This is a genomic window from Pseudomonas sp. FP1762 (genome assembly GCF_030687105.1).
Lineage (GTDB): Bacteria > Pseudomonadota > Gammaproteobacteria > Pseudomonadales > Pseudomonadaceae > Aquipseudomonas > Aquipseudomonas siliginis.
This window is the reverse complement of record NZ_CP117458.1, coordinates 5,048,403-5,069,138: the sequence shown is the minus strand read 5'-3', so window position 1 is coordinate 5,069,138 and position 20,736 is coordinate 5,048,403. Positions and strand designations below refer to the sequence as shown.

At 60.1% G+C, this 20,736-nt stretch carries 20 protein-coding genes and 4 tRNA genes; 11 read left to right on the top strand and 13 right to left on the bottom strand.

The genetic code is table 11. The features are described from left to right. Positions 1-84: 84 nt before the first annotated feature. From PSH90_RS22590 to PSH90_RS22575, 4 genes are all read right to left on the bottom strand, one after another. A complete protein-coding gene (locus PSH90_RS22590) occupies positions 85-1,431 on the bottom strand; it encodes a sigma-54 dependent transcriptional regulator (RefSeq protein WP_305381550.1) in 1,347 nt (448 codons plus the stop codon). Beyond that, positions 1,428-3,017, bottom strand: a complete 1,590-nt coding sequence (locus PSH90_RS22585) for a PAS domain-containing sensor histidine kinase (protein ID WP_305381549.1) — start codon at positions 3,015-3,017, stop codon at positions 1,428-1,430. Before PSH90_RS22585 ends, PSH90_RS22590 begins: the two co-directional genes overlap by 4 nt. After that, on the bottom strand, positions 3,007-3,240 hold the full coding sequence (locus PSH90_RS22580; protein WP_056790465.1) for a PP0621 family protein: 234 nt from the start codon (positions 3,238-3,240) through the stop codon (positions 3,007-3,009). The genes PSH90_RS22585 and PSH90_RS22580 overlap by 11 nt, the downstream gene beginning before the upstream one ends. Positions 3,241-3,367: 127 nt before the next feature. Then, on the bottom strand, positions 3,368-4,384 hold the full coding sequence (locus PSH90_RS22575) for an outer membrane protein assembly factor BamD (RefSeq protein ID WP_041477809.1): 1,017 nt from the start codon (positions 4,382-4,384) through the stop codon (positions 3,368-3,370). 151 nt (positions 4,385-4,535) lie between these two features. Here PSH90_RS22575 and rluD point away from each other — a divergent pair, with 151 nt between their 5' ends. From rluD to PSH90_RS22535, 8 genes are all read left to right on the top strand, one after another. Beyond that, a complete protein-coding gene (rluD, locus tag PSH90_RS22570; RefSeq protein WP_016773140.1) occupies positions 4,536-5,498 on the top strand; it encodes a 23S rRNA pseudouridine(1911/1915/1917) synthase RluD in 963 nt (320 codons plus the stop codon). Continuing rightward, entirely contained in the window at positions 5,495-6,217 is a 723-nt protein-coding gene (pgeF, locus tag PSH90_RS22565) for a peptidoglycan editing factor PgeF (RefSeq protein WP_056790460.1), read from the top strand. Before rluD ends, pgeF begins: the two co-directional genes overlap by 4 nt. A gap of 130 nt (positions 6,218-6,347) precedes the next feature. Continuing rightward, positions 6,348-8,912: an ATP-dependent chaperone ClpB gene (gene clpB, locus PSH90_RS22560; protein WP_016773142.1), complete on the top strand. Its 2,565-nt coding sequence runs from the start codon at positions 6,348-6,350 to the stop codon at positions 8,910-8,912. Positions 8,913-9,209: 297 nt separating this feature from the next. Then, positions 9,210-9,285, top strand: a tRNA-Asn gene (locus PSH90_RS22555). 9 nt (positions 9,286-9,294) lie between these two features. Beyond that, positions 9,295-9,371 (top strand) — tRNA-Pro (locus PSH90_RS22550). Between the two features lie 5 nt (positions 9,372-9,376). Next, positions 9,377-9,452, top strand: a tRNA-Lys gene (locus PSH90_RS22545). A 97-nt stretch (positions 9,453-9,549) separates the two neighbouring features. Then, a tRNA-Pro gene (locus tag PSH90_RS22540) sits at positions 9,550-9,626 on the top strand. Positions 9,627-9,787: 161 nt separating this feature from the next. Continuing rightward, complete coding sequence (locus PSH90_RS22535) at positions 9,788-11,413, top strand: methyl-accepting chemotaxis protein (RefSeq protein WP_041477812.1); 1,626 nt, start codon at positions 9,788-9,790, stop codon at positions 11,411-11,413. A gap of 156 nt (positions 11,414-11,569) precedes the next feature. Here PSH90_RS22535 and PSH90_RS22525 read toward each other — a convergent pair whose 3' ends face one another. From PSH90_RS22525 to PSH90_RS22510, 4 genes are all read right to left on the bottom strand, one after another. Next, a complete protein-coding gene (locus PSH90_RS22525; protein ID WP_016773144.1) occupies positions 11,570-12,868 on the bottom strand; it encodes an NAD(P)/FAD-dependent oxidoreductase in 1,299 nt (432 codons plus the stop codon). 63 nt (positions 12,869-12,931) lie between these two features. Further along, positions 12,932-13,105 carry a DUF3094 domain-containing protein gene (locus PSH90_RS22520; RefSeq protein WP_007909875.1) on the bottom strand — a complete coding sequence of 58 codons (174 nt, stop codon included), beginning with the start codon at positions 13,103-13,105 and terminating at the stop codon, positions 12,932-12,934. A 51-nt stretch (positions 13,106-13,156) separates the two neighbouring features. Next, positions 13,157-13,684, bottom strand: coding sequence for an MOSC domain-containing protein (locus PSH90_RS22515; protein ID WP_160768590.1), 528 nt, complete (start codon positions 13,682-13,684; stop codon positions 13,157-13,159). Next, positions 13,681-14,307, bottom strand: coding sequence for a DUF1780 domain-containing protein (locus PSH90_RS22510; protein ID WP_007909887.1), 627 nt, complete (start codon positions 14,305-14,307; stop codon positions 13,681-13,683). Before PSH90_RS22510 ends, PSH90_RS22515 begins: the two co-directional genes overlap by 4 nt. 190 nt (positions 14,308-14,497) lie before the next feature. On the opposite strand from PSH90_RS22510, the gene PSH90_RS22505 reads away from it, so the two are divergent. Both PSH90_RS22505 and PSH90_RS22500 read left to right on the top strand, forming a co-directional pair. After that, entirely contained in the window at positions 14,498-15,187 is a 690-nt protein-coding gene (locus tag PSH90_RS22505; protein ID WP_041477814.1) for an energy-coupling factor ABC transporter permease, read from the top strand. Positions 15,188-15,252: 65 nt separating this feature from the next. Then, positions 15,253-15,468, top strand: coding sequence for a hypothetical protein (locus PSH90_RS22500; protein WP_016773148.1), 216 nt, complete (start codon positions 15,253-15,255; stop codon positions 15,466-15,468). Between the two features lie 7 nt (positions 15,469-15,475). Here the strand turns inward: PSH90_RS22500 and yacG are convergent, their stop codons facing one another. The 5 genes from yacG to pilB are packed head-to-tail and all read right to left on the bottom strand — an operon-like array spanning position 15,476 to position 20,087. Then, positions 15,476-15,676: a DNA gyrase inhibitor YacG gene (gene yacG, locus PSH90_RS22495; RefSeq protein WP_016773149.1), complete on the bottom strand. Its 201-nt coding sequence runs from the start codon at positions 15,674-15,676 to the stop codon at positions 15,476-15,478. After that, on the bottom strand, positions 15,673-16,296 hold the full coding sequence (gene coaE, locus PSH90_RS22490) for a dephospho-CoA kinase (RefSeq protein WP_305381548.1): 624 nt from the start codon (positions 16,294-16,296) through the stop codon (positions 15,673-15,675). Before coaE ends, yacG begins: the two co-directional genes overlap by 4 nt. Beyond that, positions 16,293-17,165 (bottom strand): A24 family peptidase, encoded by an 873-nt coding sequence (locus PSH90_RS22485; protein ID WP_150742243.1) that lies wholly within the window; start codon positions 17,163-17,165, stop codon positions 16,293-16,295. The genes coaE and PSH90_RS22485 overlap by 4 nt, the downstream gene beginning before the upstream one ends. A gap of 1 nt (position 17,166) precedes the next feature. After that, on the bottom strand, positions 17,167-18,384 hold the full coding sequence (locus PSH90_RS22480; RefSeq protein ID WP_252884847.1) for a type II secretion system F family protein: 1,218 nt from the start codon (positions 18,382-18,384) through the stop codon (positions 17,167-17,169). A gap of 2 nt (positions 18,385-18,386) precedes the next feature. Further along, complete coding sequence (gene pilB / locus PSH90_RS22475; protein ID WP_056790439.1) at positions 18,387-20,087, bottom strand: type IV-A pilus assembly ATPase PilB; 1,701 nt, start codon at positions 20,085-20,087, stop codon at positions 18,387-18,389. Between the two features lie 226 nt (positions 20,088-20,313). Here pilB and PSH90_RS22470 point away from each other — a divergent pair, with 226 nt between their 5' ends. Continuing rightward, the gene (locus tag PSH90_RS22470; RefSeq protein ID WP_071173630.1) at positions 20,314-20,730 is read left to right on the top strand and encodes a pilin; all 417 of its coding nucleotides are present in this window, start codon (positions 20,314-20,316) and stop codon (positions 20,728-20,730) included. Positions 20,731-20,736: the final 6 nt, after the last annotated feature.

Sequence of the window (20,736 nt, the reverse complement as noted above, 5' to 3'; positions counted from 1 at the left end):
TGGTAGACCGCCTTCGCGAGCAGGCTCGCTCCCACAGGAATACTCATTACAAATGTGGGAGCGAGCCTGCTCGCGAATGGGCCTTCAATCCAGTCCCAATTTCTTCAGCCGATAGCGCATCGACCTGAACGACAGACTCAACCGCTGCGCCGCTGCCGTGCGGTTCCAGCGGGTTTCCTCCAGCGCCTGCAGAATCAGTTTCCTCTCGACGCTCTCCAGATAATCCTCGAGATTGTCGATCTGTGTCAGATCGGCCATCGCCCCATCCGCCGTGCAATTGCCTTCGCTCAAACGCAGATCCTGCGCTTCGATCGTGCGGTTTTCACACAGGGTGTGCGCGCGTTCGAGAACATTCTCCAGTTCGCGCACGTTGCCGGGAAAGCGATAGTTCTTCAGCGCCTCCAGCGCTTGCGGGTGCAGGCGCGCTTCGGGTTGTCCGGTGTCTTTGGCCAAGCGCTTGAGTACGTGCATGGCAAGCGCCTCGATGTCGTCGCGGCGTTCGCGCAGGGAAGGCACGCGCAGTTCGATGACGTTGAGCCGGTAATACAGATCCTGGCGGAAGCGTTCGGCCGAAACTTCGGCTTCAAGGTCTTTGTGCGTGGCGCAAAGGATACGCACGTCGACCACCGTTTCCTGCTGGCCGCCGACGCTGCGCACGGCTTTTTCCTGAATTGCCCGCAGCAGTTTCACTTGCATCGACAGTGGCAGATCGGCGACTTCATCGAGAAACAGAGTGCCGCCATGGGCCGCCTGGAATAGCCCCGGCTTGTCTTCGACGGCACCGGTGAAGCTGCCTTTGCGGTGGCCGAAAAATTCGCTTTCCATCAGTTCCGACGGAATTGCCCCGCAGTTCACCGGCACAAACGGCTGGCTGGCGCGCGGGCCTTGTTCGTGAATCAGACGCGCGACCAGTTCTTTGCCGCTGCCGGATTCACCACTGATGTACACCGGCGCCTGACTGCGTGCGAGCTTGTCGATCTGCTTGCGCAGATTGGCCATCGGCGGCGAATCGCCCAGCAAGCGTCGCTCGATTGCCGTGCTCAAGCCGCCCGCTGTCGGCAGGCGCAGCGCCGAGCTGACCAGTTCGCGCAGGCGCGGCAGCTCCACCGGTTTGGTGAGGAAATCGAACGCCCCGGCCTTCAATGCATTGATGGCCGTTTCCAGGCTTCCGTACGCAGTGATCATCGCCACCGGCAGGTTTGGATCGCGTTGCTGAATGTGTTGCACCAGCTCCAGCCCGGTGCCGTCGGGCAGGCGCATGTCGGTCAGGCACAGGTCAAAGTGCTCGCGCTGCAACAGCGCCTGAGCCTCGCCCAGATTGCGTGCGCTGAAGGTCTCGAGTTTCATCCGTCCCAGGGTGATTTCCAGGAGCTCGCGGATATCCGGTTCGTCGTCGACGATTAGAATTTTTTGCCGTGGGCTTGTATTCAACTTTGTTTCCGTCCGTGAGCAAAAGTGATGCAAAAGCAGCCGCCGCCTTGGCGTGATTTGAAGTCTAGGCGTGCCTGGTTGCTTTCGCACAGCTCACGGGACAGATAAAGGCCAAGACCGGTGCCCTGACTGCTCGTAGTGAAGAACGGCTCAAACAGATGCGCCTGTTCATCGGCCGACACGCCGGGGCCGTTGTCCTGCACTTCGAGCACTGCCAGTTGGCTGTCGGGGTCGACGAACAGTGCCAGCCAGACGTCGGCCTGCTCGTGCAGTTGGGCACTGTGACGCCAGGCGTTGCGGATCAGATTGTCGAGAATCTGCCGCAGCTGGTTGGGGTCCATCAGTGTGGTGAAATCGCCGGAATTGATTCGCAGATGAATGTGCTGGCGTTCGGTGGCCTGCTCGCGGGTTTCGCCGACGAAGTCTTCCAGCCACGGCTTGAGGTCCAGCCGTTGCGGCGCGCTTTGCTGGCGGCGGGACAGTTGCAGGACGTTTTCGATGACTCGGTTCATGCGCTGGGAGTGGTCTTGAATAATCTGCGTCAGACGTCGATCTGCGCTATCGAGTTCCTCGGACTCGGCCAACAGCTGCGCGGCATGACTGATCGCGCCCAGTGGATTGCGAATTTCATGGGAGATGCCGGCGGTCAAACGCCCGAGCGCAGCGAGCTTGAGTTGCTGGGCTTGTTGGGTGATTTGCGCGAGGTCTTCGAGAAACACCAGCGTCTGCTGGTTCGGACTCTGCTCGAGAGCGATGAAGCTGGGTTGCAGCTCAAGGCCATTGCCGGGGATTTTCAGACTCTGCGGGCGCAAGGTCGGGTTGTTGCGCCACAGTTGCAGGCGCTCGACGAGTGCTGGCGAATATTCGTCGATCAAATGACCTTGCAGGTGACTATGGCCGAGCAGACTCTGCGCACTGTGATTGGCCAGTTGTACCCGGCGTTGTTCGTCGAGTACCAGAATGCCGGTGCGCATGCGTTGCAGGATCAACGCATTCAACGCCTCCAGGCTGACCACCTCGCTGGCGCGTTGTTCGGCCAGGTTCTCGCTGACTTCGAGGCGGCGGATCAGCCCTTGCACCAGCAGTGAGGCGGCGAAGCACAGCGCGCCGAGGGTGCCGGCTTGCAGGTACGCGTTGGCGCTCAAGGGGCGGCTGAGCCCCAGCAGAAAACTCAGGCCGACAATGCCGATCGCCGCGATGGCGGCAATCAGCAGGCCGATGCGTCGGCGCAGCAGGGTGTTGCTGATTGCCACCGAGACCACCAGCAGATTGCCCAGCGCACTGGCCACGCCGCCGGCCGCGTAGAACAGGCCGCACAACAGCAGCACGTCGACGAGGGCCAGGGTGAACAACTGCGCCGGGCGCCGGGTGTTTTCGAGGAACACCACCAACAGCATATTGATGATCAGGTACAGCCAGCTGCCACCGCGCAGCAGATCGTCGTTGGCCGACGTCAGCAGGCGGTTGTCCATGTTGCTGGAGATCAGCAACACCAGAGTGATGCCGACACTTAAACGGTAGAGGTGATAAAGGCGCAGCAGACGCTGCGCCTGTTTCTGGTCGGCGTTGACGGCCTCAGCGACCACTGGCGCCCGGGCCTTGCTCGAGATGAGCCTGGCTGCAATACCACAGTTGCTGGTTGCCCAGCGCGCGGTCGCGCGGCAGGTGCACGCCGCAGTGGGCGCAACGCACCATCGGCGGCGCGTCCTGTTCGCGCGGCGATCGGGCGGACGAGGCGGGGGCCTTGAATTTGCGCCAGAGCCAGATGGCGGCGAAGATCAGGGCAATCCAGAACAATAAACGAAGCATGATGAGCGGCTTTTCGACTGATGATCCGGCAGTTTAGCCAAGGACCCGATCAGCGCACAGCCTATTAAAGCGCGGCAATAAAAAAGGGAGATCCGCGGATCTCCCTTTTTTCGTACAGCCGGTGTGATCAGTCGAACACGCCGAAGGTCATGTAGCTGAACCACGAGCGGTCGGTGTCGCTGGATTCCGGTTCTGGCTCTTCGATCACGTCGCCGTTCTCGTCTTTAGGCTTGAGCTCGTTCGGGATCGCATCTTTCGCGTCCTGGAACTGCTTCTGCACGTCCTGGTTGGCGCGGGTTTCGCCCGGCGGCAGCGGTGGACGCGATTCGATCAGGCCCAAAGTCGCTTTGCTCAGAAACGAACGGTTGTCAACCTCGGCTACGCGTGGCACGAACTGGCCATCTTCCAGGCTCGGGTGGTCCGGGTAGTTGAGCTTGAGGGTTTCCAGGCTGGTGGCCGCCAGATCGTCGAGGTGCAGACGCTGGTAGGCTTCGGTCATCACCGCCAGGCCGTCGCCGACCGATGGGGTTTCCTGGAAGTTTTCCACGACGTACTTGCCACGGTTGGCAGCGGCTACATAAGCCTGACGGGTCAGGTAGTAGTCAGCGACGTGGATTTCGTAGGCGGCCAGCAGGTTGCGCAGATAGATCATGCGCTGCTTGGCGTCCGGCGCGTAGCGGCTGTTCGGGTAGCGGCTGGTCAGCTGCGCGAACTCGTTGTACGAGTCGCGGGCGGCGCCCGGGTCACGCTTGGTCATGTCCAGCGGCAGGAAGCGCGCCAGCAGGCCGACGTCCTGGTCGAACGAAGTCAGACCCTTGAGGTAGTACGCGTAATCCACGTTCGGATGCTGCGGATGCAAACGAATGAAGCGCTCGGCGGCAGACTTTGCAGCTTCCGGCTCGGCGTTCTTGTAGTTGGCGTAGATCAACTCCAGCTGAGCCTGATCGGCGTAGCGACCGAACGGATAACGCGACTCCAGAGCCTTCAGCTTGGCTGTGGCGCTGGTGTAGCTGTTGTTGTCCAGGTCAGTCTGAGCCTGCTGATACAGCTCGGCTTCGCTGAGGTTTTCGTCTACGACTTCCTTCGATGAGCAAGCAGCGGTCAATGCGAGGATGGCGATCAGCAGCAGGTGTTTCACTTGCATGGCGGCTTGCGTCCCTATGACGGCCGCTGTCTTGGGCGGGGCCGTCCTGTTATGATGAGCGCCCCGTTGAAAAGCCTCGGGGCAAAAGACGCCGTATTTAACCACAAGCGCGCAGCCGAAACCAAAGGCTGTGCCGACGCCCAGTCCGAGCATGTCCGATAAAATTGAACTTCGCGCAGAGGTGCCGTCCGAATTGGGCGGCCAACGCCTCGATCAAGTCGCCGCCCAACTCTTCGCTGAGCACTCACGCTCGCGCCTTTCCGCCTGGATCAAAGAAGGTCGCCTGACTGTGGACGGGGCGGTGATCCGCCCGCGCGACATTGTGCATGGCGGTGCCGTCCTTGAGCTGACTGCCGAGCAGGAAGCCCAGGGCGAGTGGATCGCCCAGGACATCGAGCTCGACATCGTCTATGAAGACGACGACATCCTGGTGATCAACAAGCCTGCGGGCCTGGTGGTGCACCCGGCCGCCGGTCACGCCGATGGCACCCTGCTCAACGCTTTGTTGCACCATGTGCCGGACATCATCAATGTCCCGCGCGCCGGTATCGTGCATCGTCTGGACAAGGACACCACCGGTCTGATGGTGGTGGCCAAGACCATTCAGGCGCAGACCAAACTGGTTGCGCAATTGCAGAGCCGCAGTGTCAGCCGCATCTATGAGTGCATCGTCATTGGCGTGGTCACCGCCGGTGGCAAGATCAACGCGCCGATCGGTCGTCACGGCCAGCAACGCCAGCGCATGGCAGTGATGGAAGGCGGCAAGCCTGCCGTCAGCCACTACCGCGTGCTCGAACGTTTCCGTTCGCACACCCACGTGCGGGTGAAACTGGAAACCGGTCGGACCCACCAGATCCGCGTGCACATGGCGCACATCAACTTCCCGTTGGTCGGCGATCCGGCGTACGGCGGGCGTTTCCGCATTCCGCCTGCGGCCAACCCGACCATGGTGGAATCGCTCAAGCACTTCCCGCGTCAGGCGCTGCACGCGCGCTTCCTTGAACTCGATCACCCGACGAGCGGTGAGCGCATGAGCTGGGAATCGCCGCTGCCGGAAGATTTCGTCTGGCTGCTGACCCTGCTCAAGCAGGATCGCGAGGCCTTCGTCGGATGAACTGGCTGACGCCGGACTGGCCTGCGCCGGCCAGCGTCAGGGCCTGTGTCACCACCCGCGAGGGTGGTGTCAGCGAGGCGCCGTTCGACAGCCTGAATCTGGGCGATCATGTCGATGATCGTCCGCAGGACGTCGCTGAGAACCGTCGACGCTTGACCGATCACTTCTCCATACAGCCTGCCTGGTTGCAGCAAGTGCACGGGATCACCGTTGCCCATGCTGATCCGGGCGTCGTTGCGACTGCAGATGCCAGTTGGACGGCAGCGCCGGGTATTGCCTGCGCGGCGATGACGGCAGACTGTTTGCCGGCATTGTTCTGCGATCGTGCCGGCACGCGTGTCGCGGCCGCTCATGCCGGTTGGCGGGGTCTGGCGGCGGGCGTGCTTGAGGCAACTCTCGACAGCCTCGATGTTCCTGCTGACGAGGTACTGGTCTGGCTCGGCCCGGCCATTGGCCCCAAAGCCTTTGAAGTCGGTCCGGAAGTACGGGAAGTCTTCATCAATCAACTGCCTGAAGCAGCAGAAGCGTTCGTACCGAGCAACAATGCCGGCAAGTTCATGGCTGATATCTATCTGCTGGCGCGCCTGCGTCTGGCTGAACGGGGTGTCACGGCTGTTTATGGTGGCGGTTTCTGCACCGTGACCGATCCGCGCTTCTTCTCCTATCGCCGTGCGTCGCGCACCGGTCGTTTCGCCTCCCTTGTTTGGCTCACCCGCTAAACTCTCTGATCTGCATCAACTCTCCGACGCTTGAATCTCCCAGAATCGACCGCATCTACAGTGGTATCTGGCAGGTTTCTTTATTCAGGATGGTTTCTTAGGTCCGGCCTGCTCAAAAGGAAGGTGACCCATGCGTATTGACCGTTTAACCAGCAAATTACAGTTGGCCCTGTCCGACGCCCAGTCGTTGGCGGTTGGCCACGATCATCCGGCCATCGAGCCGGCGCACTTGATGCAGGCCATGCTTGAACAGCAGGGCGGTTCGATCAAGCCGCTGCTGATGCAAGTCGGCTTCGACGTCAACAGCTTGCGTAAAGAGCTGACCAAAGAGCTCGATCAACTACCGAAAATCCAGAACCCGACCGGCGACGTCAACATGTCGCAGGATCTGGCGCGCCTGCTCAATCAGGCTGACCGTCTCGCTCAGCAGAAGGGCGACCAGTTCATTTCCAGCGAACTGGTGCTGCTCGCCGCGATGGACGAGAACAGCAAGCTCGGCAAGTTGCTGCTCGGCCAAGGCGTGAGCAAGAAGGCCCTGGAAAACGCGATCAACAACCTGCGTGGCGGCGAAGCGGTAAACGACGCCAACCACGAAGAGTCGCGGCAGGCGCTGGACAAGTACACAGTCGACCTGACCAAACGCGCCGAAGACGGCAAGCTTGATCCGGTGATCGGCCGCGACGACGAAATCCGTCGCACGATTCAGGTTCTGCAACGCCGCACCAAGAACAACCCGGTGCTGATCGGTGAACCTGGCGTGGGTAAAACCGCGATCGCCGAGGGGCTGGCGCAGCGCATCATCAACGGCGAAGTGCCGGACGGCCTTAAAGGCAAGCGTCTGCTGTCGCTGGACATGGGCGCGCTGATTGCCGGCGCCAAGTATCGCGGCGAGTTCGAAGAGCGCCTCAAAGGCTTGCTCAATGAACTGTCGAAGCAGGAAGGGCAGATCATTCTGTTCATCGACGAACTGCACACCATGGTCGGCGCCGGTAAAGGCGAAGGCTCGATGGACGCTGGCAACATGCTCAAGCCTGCGCTGGCTCGCGGCGAGCTGCACTGCGTCGGCGCGACCACGCTCAATGAGTACCGCCAATATATAGAGAAGGACGCGGCGCTCGAGCGGCGTTTCCAGAAAGTTCTGGTGGACGAGCCGAGCGAAGAAGACACCATCGCGATTCTGCGTGGCCTCAAGGAGCGTTACGAGGTCCACCACAAGGTGGCGATCACCGACGGCGCGATCATCGCTGCGGCCAAGCTCAGCCATCGCTACATCACGGATCGACAGCTGCCGGACAAGGCCATCGACCTGATCGACGAGGCGGCCAGCCGTATCCGCATGGAGATCGACTCCAAACCGGAAGTACTCGATCGTCTGGAGCGGCGCCTGATTCAGCTGAAGGTGGAATCCCAGGCGCTGAAGAAAGAAAGCGACGACGCGGCGAAGAAACGCCTGGAAAAACTCCAGGAAGAAATCGAGCGTCACGAGCGTGAGTATTCCGATCTGGAGGAAATCTGGAACTCGGAGAAAGCCGAGGTGCAGGGTTCTGCGCAGATTCAGCAGAAGATCGAACAGTCGCGCCAGGAACTGGAAGCCGCGCGCCGTAAAGGCGACCTGAATCGCATGGCCGAGTTGCAATACGGGGTGATCCCCGATCTGGAACGCAGCCTGCAAATGGTCGACCAGCACGGCAAGAGCGAGAACCAGTTGCTGCGCAGCAAGGTGACTGAAGAAGAGATTGCCGAAGTCGTGTCGAAGTGGACTGGCATCCCGGTGTCGAAAATGCTCGAAGGCGAGCGCGACAAGCTTATGAAGATGGAGAGCCTGTTGCACAAACGGGTAATCGGTCAGGAAGAAGCGGTTGTGGCTGTGGCCAACGCCGTACGGCGTTCCCGCGCCGGACTGTCCGACCCGAATCGTCCGAGCGGCTCGTTCATGTTCCTCGGCCCTACCGGTGTCGGTAAAACCGAGCTGTGCAAGGCCTTGGCCGAATTCCTTTTCGATACCGAAGAGGCGATGGTGCGGATCGACATGTCCGAGTTCATGGAGAAACACTCCGTGGCTCGTCTGATTGGTGCGCCACCGGGCTACGTAGGCTATGAAGAGGGCGGTTACCTGACCGAAGCGGTGCGTCGCAAGCCGTACTCGGTGATCCTTATGGACGAAGTCGAGAAGGCGCACCCGGATGTGTTCAACATCCTCCTGCAAGTGCTTGAGGATGGCCGTCTGACCGACAGTCACGGGCGTACGGTGGACTTCCGCAACACGGTGATCGTGATGACGTCCAACCTCGGGTCGATGCAGATCCAGGAACTGGTCGGTGATCGTGAGGCGCAGCGTGCTGCGGTGATGGACGCGCTGACCTCACACTTCCGTCCGGAGTTCATCAACCGCGTTGACGAAGTGGTGATCTTCGAGCCGCTGGCGCGGGATCAGATCGCCGGCATCACCGAGATCCAGTTGGGCCGCCTGCGCAGCCGCCTGGCCGAGCGCGAGCTGAAGCTGGAGCTGAGCCCGGAAGCGATGGACAAGCTGATCGCCGTCGGTTACGACCCGGTGTATGGCGCACGTCCTTTGAAACGGGCGATCCAGCGCTGGATCGAAAACCCGCTGGCACAGTTGATCCTGTCGGGTCATTTCATGCCGGGCGACACCGCCACCGGCAAGGTCGAGAACGACGAAATCGTTTTCGGCTAAGCCTCAGCGGCAATGAAACCGGGAAGGCCTCGCATTGCGAGGCCTTTTTTTCGCCAGGCTGTTGAACTCAAAGGAAAAGGCTTGTAAAGTGCGCCCCGCAGTCAGTCACCGGCAGCGTTTCAACCCACCGGGTTGGAATCTGAAATAAGTTGCAAATCATTAACTTGAAAGCAATTTAGGGGGTTGACAGAGGTGTTCTAGGTTGTAGAATAGCGCGCCTCAGACACACGAACGCAGCGATGCGAACGGGTGGCGAGATGCAACAAAGCTTCACCGTTGTAAATTGAAATGTGTAGTTCCGTGATAGCTCAGTCGGTAGAGCAAATGACTGTTAATCATTGGGTCCCAGGTTCGAGTCCTGGTCACGGAGCCAATTTCAAACCGGGGTATAGCGCAGTCCGGTAGCGCGCCTGCTTTGGGAGCAGGATGTCAGGAGTTCGAATCCCCTTACCCCGACCATATTTGGGTCGTTAGCTCAGTTGGTAGAGCAGTTGGCTTTTAACCAATTGGTCGTAGGTTCGAATCCCACACGACCCACCATTTTTGAAACCAGTTTGCGCTGGGATCGAATCTTAAGATCAGAGGCCAAAAGCGCTGATCGAAGAAGGCGATCTTTGAAAGGTCGCCTTTTTTTTACCGGGGTATAGCGCAGTCCGGTAGCGCGCCTGCTTTGGGAGCAGGATGTCAGGAGTTCGAATCCCCTTACCCCGACCATATTGAAAATCCTCGTATCGAAAGATGCGGGGATTTTTTTTGCCTGCTGAAAGGCGAATCCCTTCAAGTCGTCATACAACCTGCCGATAGCCCGCTAACACGAGGGGACTGCCAACGCTTCGCCCCTTGATCTGGCCATTACAAGAATAAGGGCGTTCGTCATGTTGCTTCGTCAGTTGAATATTGCTCCCCGGGCTGCCCTGGGATTTGCCCTGATCGCGGTGTTGGTGGCCTTGCTCGGCGTGTTTGCGCTGGGGCAGATGTCGAGCATTCGCGACAGCGAGGTGGCGGTGGAGAACCGCTGGTTGCCGAGCATCCGTGGCGGCGACGAGATCCGCGAACTGATGCTGCGCATCCGCACCATCTCCCTGCGCATGGCGCTCGATCAGGATCCGGCCAATATCGCCACCTATCGCGGCCAGATGGACACCCGCGACAAGGAACTGAGCGAGAAAATCGCCGCCTACGACAAACTGGTCGACACTGCCGAAGGTCAGCAGCTGTATGACCAGTTCAAGAAAACCTTCGCCGCCTATCGCACCGGCATCGCCCAGTCATTCACCCTTGCCGAGCAAGGCAAGCGTGACGAGTTGACCAAATTGTTGCTGGTTGACATGAAGACCGTGGTCGACGGCTCCGGCAAGCAACTCAACGATCTCGCCGATCTGTTCGCCCGCCAGGTCGCCGCCGAAAGCGAGAAGTCCGCCGCGCATTATGAAACCTCGCGGACCATCGTCAGCCTGTTCATTGGATTGGCAGCGCTGGCCACAGTGGCGCTGGCGATGTTGCTCACGCGCAGTATCGTGCGCCCGCTGAGCAGCGCTGTGGATGCCGCTGAAAGTGTCGCCAAGGGCGATCTCACGCGGCCGATCGAAACCCATGGCAACGACGAAGTCAGCCGCTTGCTCAAAGCCTTGGCGACGATGCAACAGAACCTGCGCGAGACCCTGCAAGGTATCAGCGGCTCAGCCACACAACTGGCCACCGCCGCTGACGAACTGAGCGCCGTCACTGTCGACAGCACCCAAGGCCTGCAAGAGCAGAACAACGAAATTGAACAAGCTGCCACTGCGGTCAACGAGATGACCGCTGCGGTGGAGGAGGTCGCGCGCAACGCGGTGTCGACGTCCGATGCCACGCGCCAGTCCAGTCAATCAGCGCAATTGGGCCAGGAGCGCGTCAGCGAAACCGCCAGTGCGATCAACGCCCTGGCCAGTGATGTACAGAACACCGGCGAACTGGTGCAGTCGCTGGCCAATCAATCGCAAGACATCGGCAAGGTTCTGGACGTGATTCGCGCCATCGCCGAGCAGACCAATCTGCTGGCGCTCAACGCTGCCATCGAGGCAGCACGTGCGGGCGAAAGCGGTCGAGGTTTTGCGGTGGTAGCCGATGAGGTGCGCGCGCTGGCGTATCGCACCCAGCAATCGACGCAGGAAATCGAGCAGATGGTGCAAGGCATGCGCAGCGGTTCGAGCCAGGCGCTGGAGTCAATGCAGGCCAGCGCATCTCGTGCGGCGAGCACGCTGGTTCTCGCAGAGCGGGCAGGTGAGGCGTTGGTGACGATCACGGCGTCGGTGCACGAGATTCACGAGCGCAACCTGGTGATCGCCAGCGCTGCCGAGGAGCAGGCGCAGGTGGCGCGGGAAGTGGATCGCAATCTGGTGAACATTCGCGACCTGTCGGTGCGTTCGGCTGCAGGTGCTGATCAGACCAGCGCGTCGAGCCACGAACTGTCGCAACTGGCCAATGCGCTACAGGGCATGGTGCGACGCTTTCAGCTCTGATGAACAGAGATCAATTGCAGGCCTTCGCCTGCTGATTTGCGCACAACACGAAAGAATGTGGGAGCGAGCTTGCTCGCGAAGGGGGCGAATCATTCAACGACAGTGTTGACTGATCCACCGCTTTCGCGAGCAGGCTCGCTCCCACAGGTTGGCGCTTTAGTGCAGTTTCAGACGCGGTTCGGTGCCACGACCAATCTTGCTCCCCAGCATCAGCATCGCCGTGCGGAACGGGCCGTACAGCGCCATCTGGTGCATACGGTACAGCGACACATAGAACATCCGCGCCAGCCAGCCTTCGAGCATGACGCTGCCGGTCAGGTTACCCATCAAGTTACCCACAGCAGAAAAACGCGACAGTGAAATCAGCGAGCCGTAGTCGGTGTACTTGTACTCCGGCAGGGTCTTGCCTTCGATGCGCAATTTCAGCGACTTGGCCAGCAGCGACGCCTGTTGATGCGCCGCTTGTGCCCGTGGCGGCACGTTGCGATCGGTACCCGGTTGCGGACAGGCCGCGCAGTCACCGAAGGCAAAGATGTTTTCGTCGCGAGTGGTTTGCAGAGTCGGCAGCACTTGCAGCTGATTGATGCGGTTGGTTTCCAGACCGTCGATGTCCTTGAGGAAACCCGGTGCGCGAATGCCGGCAGCCCAGACCTTCAGGCTGGCCTTGATCTCGTTGCCATCGGCGGTGATCAGGCTGTCGGCAGTCACTTCGCTGACTGCTGCGTTGGTCATCACATTGACCCCGAGCTTCTCCAGGGTCTTGTGCACCGGCCCGCTGATGCGCTCCGGCAGGGCAGGCAGCACCCGTGGGCCGGCTTCGATCAGCGTGATGTGCATGTTTTCCGGTTTGATCCGGTCCAGACCATACGCGGCCAGTTCATGGGCGGCGTTGTGCAACTCGGCCGCCAGTTCGACGCCAGTGGCGCCAGCGCCGACGATCGCTACGCTGATCTGCTCGACCACGTCGGTCTGCCCGGCGTGGGCGCGCAGATAATGATTGAGCAATTGCTGATGGAAGCGCTCGGCCTGTTTGCGCGTATCAAGAAACAGGCAATGCTGCGCCGCGCCCTGGGTGCCGAAATCGTTGGTGGTGCTACCGACGCTGATCACCAGCGAGTCATAAGCCACTTCACGCGCCGGTACCAGCTCGACGCCGTTTTCGTCATAGGTTGCCGCCAGCTGGATTTTCTTCTGCGCGCGATCAAGCCCGCTCATGCGCCCGAGCTGGAACTCGAAGTGGTTCCATTTTGCCTGGGCGACATAATTGAGTTCGTCTTCGGAGGAGTTCAGGGAACCGGCGGCCACTTCGTGCAGCAGCGGTTTCCAGATGTGGGTCAGGTTCGCGTCGACCAGCATGACGCTCGCCGTGCCGCGCTTGCCCAGAGTCTTACCCAGACGGGTAGCCAACTCCAGACCGCCGGCGCCGCCGCCGACAATGACAATACGATGGGACATAGGGATAACTCGCAAGGTTTTTAAAGGAAATCGGTGCGGTTACCCGAGGGAGCGCAAGGCAGCTCATAACGTCAGGTAACTGATAAATCGGCTCAACAGGCCCAGACCAATGGTCACTGCCAGCACCAGCACCAGGAGCATCCACGGCCGGAAAGGCCGGCGCTCGACACGGTGTTGGGACAATTGCAGGTACTCTTCGACATGCTTTTGGTCTTCGGGGTTCAGGCGGCTGGTCATATTTGCCTCGTCAGGTAGACGTTACTGAATGAGCACAGGCTACAGCGGTTTTCAGCCCGGGTTGAACGCAGCGTAGCCGCTGTCCGGGACCGGTTCGACGCACACGCTATCGTCGAGGCGAATGATGCCGCTTTGTAACACCCGGGCAGTGATCCCGCCATGCCCGCGCACGGCTTGAAACGTGCCCGGGCCGAGATTGTTCTGCAAGCGTGCGCAGGGCTGACACCAGCCAGTGGTTTCGAGTATCGCTTGCCCGATGCGAAAGCGCCGCCCCTTCAGGCTAAACAAATTGATTCCGCTTATAACGAGATTGCGCCGCAGATCTTCAGGCCGGACCGGCTCGTCATCGGGACGGCCCATCAATGCATTGATCACCGCCAAGTGCTCCCACTGAATCAGCGTCACCTGTCGCGCATTGCGAACGCCCGGGCGGGCGTGGTCGCCGGTGAGCCCGGCTTCCAGCCGCGCCTCGACCGCGTCCAGCTCAAGCATCGGCCCACGGGATTCTGGACGCACACCGATCCAGCGCACACGACCGGTTTGCGGAACCTCAGCGATCAACTGCTGCAGCGGCGTCACAGGCTGATACCCACGTCGAACACAATGCTGCGGCCGAGGTTGCTGCGCAGAAAGTCCGGCGCGTCGGGATGAGCAAACAGCACCCTGGCGAATGTCGGGCCGACCAGCGACAGCGAGCGCCAGCCCTGACGCAGATATTCGGTCGGTGGCGGGAAATGACTGTTGAGATCCAGCACTTCGCGCTTGAGGCTGGCGAAGGCGATGATGTCCAGTTCACCCAGATCCATGCCGCGTTCCTTGTAGTTGTGCGCCTTCTTGCGCAGGGTTGGCGCCAGACGCAGGAGAAATTCATTGGCCGGGATGCGCTTGGGTTTGGCTTCGCGGCGCACCAGTTGGCTCAGGGAGAACGCACTGCGCCGACGCTGCAATTCGTCGCGCCATTCATCATTGAGACGGCGGCCTTCGTCGAGGACGAAAAAAACTTCGAAATTGGCATCGCGGAACAACACGTCCGGCGGCTCACCGGCCGGGGCGAATTCGTCGGCGCGGTAGGGGATGTTCAGACCTTGCAGCAGGCGCTGGCAGACCCAACGCTCACGCTCCCATTTGCGGGCATTGGACAGGAACGCGTTGGCTTGCTCGGCCGCGATGGTCAGCAGGCGTAAATAATCTGAATCATCCATAAGCCCAAGCTTAGCGTCCAAATGCGACAAGCAGATAGCTTTGCATCGGCTCAGACATAAACGTCGCGCGATTGCGCCCTTGTAGGCGCTGCCGAAGGCTGCGATCTTTTGCTTTTATAAACAAGATCAAAAGATCGCAGCCTTCGGCAGCTCCTACAAAAAAGCGTGTCGAGTAGCAGGTGAGGGAATCATGATCGGTGCCGAACTGCTTTCAACGGCAAGCCTGACACTCGGCTGGCTGATTTATCTGCCGGCGCTGCTCTGGGCGATCATGCGTGCGCCATGGGTCGAGCTGTTCAGCGACAGTCGTCGGCAGCACTTGCTGTTCGGCACGGTGTTCGCGCTGTTTCTGCTGTGGCTGGTGCGCAGGGATTTCGACACCGGTGTGTCTTACCACTTTATCGGCATGACGGCGGTGACGCTGCTGCTCGATTGGCCGCTGGCGATCGTCGGCGGGCTGGTTGCGCAGATCGGCCTGGTGTTGTTGGGGCGACAGGATCTCGCAGCGGTCGGCGTCAATGGCGCGTTGCTGATTCTGCTGCCAGTGCTGATCACCGAATGCGTGGCGATTCTGGTCGAGCGTGCGCAGCCACGAAATCCGTTCGTTTACATCTTCTGTTCCGGCTTCTTCGCCGCTGCGTTGTCCGGCCTGTTGTGCCTGATTCTGAGCCTGACGCTGCTGTGGTACGACGGCCTCTTCGCCATGCCGGAATGGCTGGAAGATTTCGTCGGCTACCTGTGGTTGCTGCTGTTTCCCGAGGCTTTTATCAACGGCATGGTCGTCAGTGCATTGGTGGTGTTCTGCCCGGAATGGCTGGAGACCTTCAACCGCACCCGTTACCTTTCGGCGCCGTGGAAGGACGACGATCCGAAGTCTTGATCCACATCAAACCGGCCAGGCAGCAGAGATTTCATGCTCGCGCAAATTCCTTCAGGAGCAGTGGCATGGGCGTGTACGAATGGGCGCGGCAGGAAACCCGGCAGAGTCTGGAGCTGGCGCAGGAAGTGGGCTTTGATCCGGGCCTGAGTTTGCGCGCCCTGCTCAGCGCCGTGGTGCAGCAGAGCAAGGCAGTGCGCAATGCCGAAGACCTGGCCGACGAGTTGCGCTTTCTCGCGGAGAACCTCGACGACAGTCAGGACTACGGCTTTATGCGGCCCTGATCAGCGATCAGTGACGCGGATCGAAATCGCCGGAAAACAGCTCGTCCTCGGCATCCGGGGCGACCGGAATCTTGTGTTCTTCCGAGGCCCAGGCGCCGAGGTCGATCAGTTTGCAGCGATCGGAGCAAAACGGACGGAATTTGTTCGCCGGGGTGAATTCGACGGGGGCGCCGCAGGTCGGGCATTCAACGGTTGGAATCTGGCTCATGCTTGGCCTCCGGATAAAGTCAGATAAAAGTGATGCAGACGCTCGACCTCGCTGTGCAGCCAGGCAAGGTCGCGATCGTTGACGATCACATCGTCGGCACGGTTCACGCGGTCTTCACGGCTCGATTGCGCCTTGAGGATCGCCTGCACCTGCGCTTCGCTGGTCTGGTCACGCTGCAAGGTGCGTTCGATCTGCAGTTGTTGCGGCGCATCGATGACCAGAATGCGCTGGGTCATCGCGTATTGCCCGGACTCGATCAGCAACGGTGACACCAGAATCGCGTAAGGCGATTTTGCCTGCGCCAGATGATCAGCGATTTCTTCGCCGATCAACGGATGCAACAGCGCCTCTAGCCAACGCCGCTGTTCAGGGTCTTCAAAAATCAGTTTGCGCAGGGCGGCGCGGTCCAGCGTGCCATCGGCCAGCAACACGCCGGAACCGAAATGCTCGGCGATTTTCGCCAGCGCTGGACGCCCCGGCTCGACTACCCAGCGCGCCGCATGATCAGCATCCACCACATGCACACCGAGATCGATGAAGTGCTGCGCCGCCGCACTTTTGCCGCTGCCGATGCCGCCGGTCAGGCCGAGAATCCAGGGTTTTTCCACAGAGGTATTCATTTCAAACCGACAGACTGCCAATAGAAGTCGGTTATTTGACCACCCCAGAGCAAGGCAATCCAGCCGGCAATTGCCAGAAAGGGTCCGAAGGGGATCGGCGTCGAGGTTTCCTGGGCACGCAGACGCAGCATGACAACGCCCAATGTCGCCCCCACCAGGGAAGATAGAAGAATCGTCAGCGGCAGAATCTGCCAGCCACCCCATGCGCCGAGCAAGGCCAACAGCTTGAAATCGCCATGGCCGATACCGTCCTTGCCGGTGAGCAGTTTGAACAGCCAGAACACCGACCACAGCGCCAAATAACCCGCGACCGCGCCCCACAACGCATCGGGCAACGCCACGAACACGCCGAAGCTGTTGACGATCAGCCCCAGCCACAGCAGCGGCAGCACCAGCACATCGGGCAGCAGTTGATGTTCGCAGTCGATCAGACTCATCGCCAGCAAGCCCCATGTCAGCAAGATCAGCAGACCTGCCGGCCAACCGAAGCCGAGATGCCAGGCAATGAATGCCGAGAGGACGCCGCAGGCCAGTTCGGTCAGCGGGTAACGTTTGCTGATCGGCGCCGAACAAGCCGAGCAGCGCCCGCGCAGCAGCAGATAACTGAGCAGCGGAATGTTTTCCCAAGGGCGGATCCGGTGTCCGCAATGCGGGCACGCGGAGTGCGGCAGCATCAGGTTGTAGGTCGGCACAGGCGTTTCAGTGGGCAGGCCGAGCACATCATGAGCCTGCTGGCGCCAGTCGCGCTCAAGCATTTTCGGCAAGCGCCAGACCACAACATTGAGGAAGCTGCCGACCACCAGCCCGAGCAGCAGCGCGCTGACCACAAAGGCCAGCGGATACACGGCAAACAGTTCATCGATAGACATGTCAGATCGCTGAGCCGAGCTGGAAGATCGGCAGGTACATGGCCACCACCAGTCCACCGACGATGACCCCCAGCACCACCATGATGAACGGCTCCATCAGGCTGGTGAGGTTGTCGACCATGTTATCGACTTCCGCTTCATAAAAACCGGCGACCTTGTCGAGCATGTCATCCAGCGCGCCCGATTCCTCGCCGATGGCGGTCATCTGCACCGCCATGTTGGGAAACACACCGGTGCTGCGCATGGAGAAATTCAGTTGCATGCCGGTCGAGACGTCCTGCCGCACGCGCAACACCGCGCGCTTGAACACCACATTGCCGGTGGCACCGGCGACCGAATCCAGTGCTTCCACCAGCGGCACGCCGGCTGCGAAAGTGGTCGACAGGGTGCGGGCAAAGCGGGCGACGGCGGACTTGTACATCAAGGTGCCCACCAGTGGCAGCTTCAGCAGCCAGGCATCGCGCCGGTCGCGCAGGGCCTGCGAAGTCTTCAACGCGTGGCGAGTGCCGAAAAACACCGCCACCAGCGCAAAAAGAATCGCCCACCACCACTGCTGCATGAACTCCGACAGGCTGATGATCATCAGGGTAAAGCCCGGCAATTCGGCGCCGAACCCGGAGAATACCGACTGGAACTGCGGCACCACTTTGACCAGCAGAATGCCTGTTACCACTGCCGCCACCAGCACCACGGCGGTGGGGTAGGTCATGGCTTTCTTGATCTTGGCCTTGAGCGCTTCGCTTTTTTCCTTATAGGTCGCGACCCGTTCAAGCAAGGTGTCGAGGGCGCCAGACTGTTCGCCGGCGTCGACCAGATTGCAGTACAACTCGTCGAAGTATTGCGGTTTCTTGCGCAGGGCCGTAGCGAAGCTGTTACCGGCCGCGACCTCCTGTTTGACCTCGTCGACCAGTTTGCGCATGGCCGGGTTTTCGAAGCCTTCGCCGATGATGTCGAAGGACTGCAACAGCGGCACGCCGGCCTTCATCATGGTCGCCATCTGCCGGGTGAACAGGGCGATGTCCTGCGGTTTGATGCGTTTGCCGAAGGTCAGCAGGGACGCGGATTTCTTGCGCACCTTGCCCGGGTTGATCCCCTGTTTGCGCAGTTGCGCCTTGATCAGTGCGGGGTTCTGTCCGCTCAACTCGCCGCTGACTTTACTGCCTTTGCGGTCGGTGCCTTCCCAGGCGTAAACGCTGACTTTCGCTGCCTTGACCGCCATGTTCAATCCTTGGTGACCCGGTTGATTTCCTCAAGGCTGGTGATGCCTTGCATGGCCTTGTGGAGCCCGGAAGTGCGCAGATCGGCGAAGCCGTCGCGGCGCATCTGAATATCGATTTCCAGCGAATTGCCTTCGGCCATGATCAGCCGTTGCAGGTCCGGTGTGTTCTTTACCACTTCATAAATCCCCACGCGTCCTTTGTAACCGCCATTGCAGTGATCGCAACCGACCGGCTCGTAGATCGTGAAATGGCCGATGCGTTCCTCGGGGAAGCCTTCCTTGAGCAAGGTTTCGTGCGGGATCTCCAGCGGCCGCTTGCAGTGTGCGCACAACTTGCGCGCCAGACGCTGGGCGATGATCAGGCTGACCGAGGTGGCGATGTTGAAACCGGGAATGCCCATGTTGTGCAGGCGTGTCAGGGTTTCCGCTGCGCTATTGGTGTGCAGGGTCGACAGCACCAGGTGGCCGGTCTGCGCAGCCTTGATTGCGATCTCGGCGGTTTCCAGGTCGCGGATCTCGCCGACCATGATCACATCCGGGTCCTGACGCAGAAACGAGCGAAGCGCCTGGGCGAAGTCCAGCCCTTGGCGGGGATTGACGTTGACCTGATTGATGCCTTCCATGTTGATTTCCACCGGATCTTCGGCGGTGGAAATATTGATGTCGACGGTGTTGAGGATGTTCAGCCCGGTGTACAGCGACACGGTTTTACCGGAACCGGTGGGGCCGGTGACCAGAATCATCCCTTGCGGCTGTTTCAGTGCGGCCAGGTACAAGGCCTTTTGTTCGGCCTCGTAGCCCAGCGCATCGATGCCCATTTGCGCACTGGACGGGTCGAGAATCCGGATCACCACTTTTTCGCCCCACAGAGTCGGCAGGGTGTTGACGCGGAAATCGATGGATTTGCTTTTCGACAGGCGCATTTTGATGCGGCCGTCCTGAGGTTTGCGCCGTTCCGAGATATCCAGACTGGCCATTACCTTCAAGCGCGCGGCAATGCGCCCGGCCAACTGGATCGGCGGCTTGGCCACCTCGCGCAGCATGCCGTCGGTGCGCATGCGCACCCGATAGTTTTTTTCGTAGGGTTCGAAATGCAGGTCGGAAGAGCCGCTTTTGATCGCATCGAGCAGCATCTTGTGCACAAAACGTACGACCGGGGCGTCGTCGGCATCGAGGCCGCCGATCACGTCCTGTTTGTTGTCATCAATGGACTCGACGTCGAGGCCGTCGAGATCGACATCGGCCATTTCCTCCAGGCCCGAGGCATGGCTGTCGAAGAACTTGTCGATGGCGTCGCTGAGCTTGTCGTCCTCCACCAGAATCGCTTCGGTGCTCAGGCCGGTGCTGAACTGAATGTCGCTGATCGCCTGCTGATTGCTTGGGTCGGAAAGGCCCACGAACAGTTTGTTGCCGCGCCGCCAGAGGGGCAGGGCGCAGTGCTGGCGAACCAGTTTCTCACTGACCAGACCCTTGGGCTGAGTCTCTTTGTCGAGGCAATGCAGATCGAGCAGGGCCATGCCGAAATGTTCCGAGGCGATCTCGGCAATTTGCCGGCTGTTGACCAGTTTGTTGTGCACCAGGTAATTGACCAGCGACACGCGATTGCGCTGGGCCTGCGCCCAGGATTGCCGGGCGCTTGTTTCCGTGAGCAGTTCGGCCTGGACCAATTGCTTGGCCAGACCGCTCAGAGCGATGTCATTCATGGGGATTCCGCACGCTTGCCGTTCATGACTTATAGCCTAGTCAAGTGACAGCGCCAAACACGGCCGGTGCAGGTGACAAAAAGTGTCAGATAGTGCGGTTGCGGGTTGTAGGAAACGGCGTTGGGGAATGAGCGCGCCCAGCAGACGGGGGCAAATGGGCGTTGGCATGGGCTGTGCTGGGCCTTGTTCAGATCATGAGATTTCGACTCATGCATGGAGCGTGTCTATGAAAAAACAACAAGGTTTCACATTGATCGAGCTGCTGATCGTTGTGGCGATCATCGGCATTCTGGCGACTATCGCCCTGCCGCAGTATTCGAAGTATCAGGCGCGGTCGAAGGTGACGGCGGGTATTGCCGAAGTTTCCGCCCTCAAAGTCAATTTCGAAGACGTGATCAACGCGGGATCTGGTGATCCAACTTTGGCTAACGTCAACGCAAACGTAGGTGCCACTCAAAACTGCACAATGGGTGTGAGTGGCAAAGTGGCTGACGGTACCGGGACGATTACTTGCAAGTTGCTTAATGCTCCGGCTCCGGTTCTTGGCCAGACGATCACCTTGACTCGTAGTGCGACCGCGGGTTGGTCTTGCGGCTTCTCCGGTTCCAAGGAATACACGACGACCAGTTGCCCTGGCGTTTAACTGAGT